The organism is Candidatus Phytoplasma phoenicium (genome assembly GCF_001189415.1).
Lineage (GTDB): Bacteria > Bacillota_I > Bacilli_A > Acholeplasmatales > Acholeplasmataceae > Phytoplasma > Phytoplasma phoenicium.
In genome coordinates, this window is record NZ_JPSQ01000041.1 from 1 (window position 1) to 3,438 (window position 3,438).

1 protein-coding gene and 1 pseudogene are annotated in these 3,438 nt (G+C 25.6%); both read right to left on the reverse strand.

Translation table 11 applies throughout. The features are described 5' to 3' along the window. Positions 1-781: 781 nt before the first annotated feature. Complete coding sequence (gene ftsH / locus AlmWB_RS01080; RefSeq protein ID WP_083993350.1) at positions 782-2,350, reverse strand: ATP-dependent zinc metalloprotease FtsH; 1,569 nt, start codon at positions 2,348-2,350, stop codon at positions 782-784. 32 nt (positions 2,351-2,382) lie between these two features. After that, positions 2,383-3,438, reverse strand: a pseudogene (locus tag AlmWB_RS01875) (hypothetical protein); the annotation flags it as partial.

Consider the following 3,438-nt stretch of genomic DNA (forward strand, 5'->3'; position numbering starts at 1 on the left):
ATTAAAAAAATAAAATTAAATGGCTTGAATTAACGTGTAATTAAAATAAATCAAAAAAATCATTATTAATGTGATCATCCAAATAATCAAAATAATATAATGAAAAAATAAAATAGCAATAAATGCTTTTTTAATTTTTTATCTGTTATATTTTAATCTGATGAAAAAATATTGGTTTGATAAAATAATATGATAAAGATACTTGGTATAACCCAAGAATCCGAATTAATATTGAAATTTTCAACAAATCATTTTCTTTTCAAAGGTAAAATTAATAAACCAAATTAATTTTCATATTTCTTTGATTTGATTGGGGTTTTAGAGTTCTACTAAAGAATAAAAATATTGGGGGACGAAATTATAAAAGAATACACATTATTATGTTCTATTAAAATAATATTTATGAAACAATTTTATTTTAACTTTTTTTTCTCCTGATGAATTAGAAATTGATGAATTAATTAGAATTAAATTCATTGTTTGTCCTTTCATTTAAGGGGGTAGAGGATTCATACTAAATTAAAATAAAAAAAACGAACCTTAATGAATTTATTTTTTTACTTTTCCAAAAATAATTTTTAAAAAATTAATTAAAATTATAAAGCCAAAAAAATTCGAAAAAATTTTTCCCCAATTAGTTTTGTTAAAATAAAAAAAGAATAAAAAAAAGATGTAAATTGATATATTAAATTGCTTTTTGATAGTCATGAAACAAAGAAAAACTTCCGATCAAAGGTTTTTGTTATTGTTTATAGAATAATATAAATTATTAAAACATTTTTTAAACTAATTGATCAATTTCTGTTTTCGTAATCGTTTCTTGTTCTAACAATTTAGAAGCTATTAAATCTAATAAAGTTTTGTTGTCAGTCAAAATTTTCTTAGCTTCTTTGAAAGATTGATTTACTATTTTTTTAATTTCTACATCGATTAAATTTTTATTAGAAAATTCGGAATCTTGTACTGGGCCTAATTCGCTCATGCCTAATTTTGTCACCATTTGTTGCGCTATTTTAGTAGCTTGTTTAAAATCATCATAAGCACCATTGGAAATATCTTCAAACACTAATTCTTCAGCAACTCTTCCTCCTAAAAAAGAAATAATATTCGCTAACATTCTTTTTTGAGAAGAAAAGAAAGTTTCTTTTTCAGGCATCATTAAATTATAACCCCCCGCAGAACCTCGAGGAATAATCGTTATTTTTTGGACTTTGGGAGCGTGTTTTAATTTTAAACCAATTACGGCGTGACCTGCTTCATGATAAGCTACCATTTTTCTTTCTTCTTCTTCGTATTTAATGGATTTTTTTGCTGGTCCCATTAAGACTCGGTCAATTGCTTCTTCTAATTCTACCATTGTAATTAAGTCTTTTTGGTTTCGTACTGTTAAAATCGAAGCTTCGTTTAAAACAGCTCCTAATTGAGCACCACTCATGCCTGGGGTTTGTTTCGCTAATTGAAAGAAATTAACTTCAGTAGCGATTTTTTTATTACGAGCATGCACTTTTAAAATGGCTGCTCGTGCTTTGATATCAGGCAATCCTACTTTAAGGATACGATCAAAACGACCTGGTCTTAATAAAGCAGCATCTAACATATCGACTCTATTAGTAGCTCCTACCACAATAATCCCTTGAGATTTAGTAAAACCATCCATTTCTGTTAAGAGTTGGTTTAAGGTTTGTTCTCTTTCTTGAGAACCACCTGAAGATTTACTGCCTCTTTGACTCCCTAATACATCTATTTCATCAATGAATAAAACACAAGGAGCATTCTCTTTAGCTTCTTTAAATAATGTTCTGACTTTAGAGGCTCCAACTCCGACATATTTTTCTACAAATTCAGGACCGGCAACCACATAAAAAGGAACGTTTGATTCACCGGCTAAAGCTTTGGCTAACAAAGTTTTTCCTGTTCCTGGTGGCCCCTCCAATAAAACACCTTTAGGCATGGAAGCTCCTATTTTTTCGTATTTTTGAGGTTGTTTTAAGAAATAGATTAATTCTTTCATCTCTTCTTTTTCTTCTTCATTACCAGCGACGTCTTGAAAAGTAAAAAGAGATTTTTTGTTTGGAAGAAATTTTTTTATTTCAACAGTTTCAAAAAAACGTTCTCCCCAATATGCTAAAAGTAATAAAGTACAAATTGGTGATAAAAAAGTAGTTATTTGTTTTTTAACTTCCAGAACTAAAACAATTATTTTTTCGAATTTAGAAAAATTTTTTATACCTTGTTCGCTTTCAGGATTAAGTATATATTTATTTAACATTTCTAAAAAAAAAACACTTAAATAAAAGTAAATTAAAAATAAAATACAGTTTTTAAAATTAATTTTTTTAATTATTTTCATTTTCAACTATAATCTTTCTCATCATTAGTTAATTAATCAATCACTACAAGAGGTATTATAAAACATTGTTTATGAGCAAAAAGTAATAATTTTTCAAATATTTCTTCATAAGTTTTTTGTCTAATAATTTGCAAATCTGATGATAAATTATAATTATTTATTGTTAATAATTCTAAAATTAGTTTTTCATGAAAATCCTTAAACTGATTTATATCACCAATAAAATAACCTTCATTATTCAACCCTGGAAATTGAGCTTCATATTCAAAATCAGTTGTTCGCTGCATTCCTTTGAAAAATAATTGATTAATTTTTTGTCCTTTTATTTGTTTTTGTTCTAAATATTTTTTGATAGCAGAAAAATTGAATTGGATTGTTTTTTCTGTTGGTTCAAATCTGTCGCAAAAAATATCCTTAATCAAAATAAAATAATCACACAATTGAAAACTCTCATTATCTTTTTCTGGAATTTCACTTATTCTTATATTGAAATCTTTATCTACTATCGTAACTTCTAATTGGATTTCTAATTTTTCTTTTTCTAAAAATTTTTGAAATAAATTATTTATGTTGTATTTTATTTGTTGGTTAATTTGAAATTTTAATTCATCATTTTCGTTTTCCAACAAATCATTTTGTATTTTAAATTTATAACTTTGGAGTTTTTCTGATTCGCTTAAATTTTCATAACTTTCTTTTAATAGTTTTAGCGCTTTATCAAAGTTAAAACCATAATTTTGAATTTCTAAGTTTTCATACATATGCATGCTATCTTGACTTTGTGGAAAAAAGGGTTCTTTTAAATACTCTTTACTATTATCAAAAAATTCTTTTGTAAAAATAACTGAATTAGGGATTATTTTTTTTTTTTTTGAATGTGTCGAAAGCTTTTGTGCGATTTTAGATCGATCCATTCCATAATAAATACTTTCGCGAAATGACTTTTGTTTAGTTAGAACATTATTTGCTTTATCTGTTTCAAAAAATTCTAGAAATATTAGTTTACCTTTTGAAGGGATATATTTTTTTAATTCTGCAGGAATATTTCTATTATATTCATCTTGTTTATTTTGATATTTTTTTTGTTG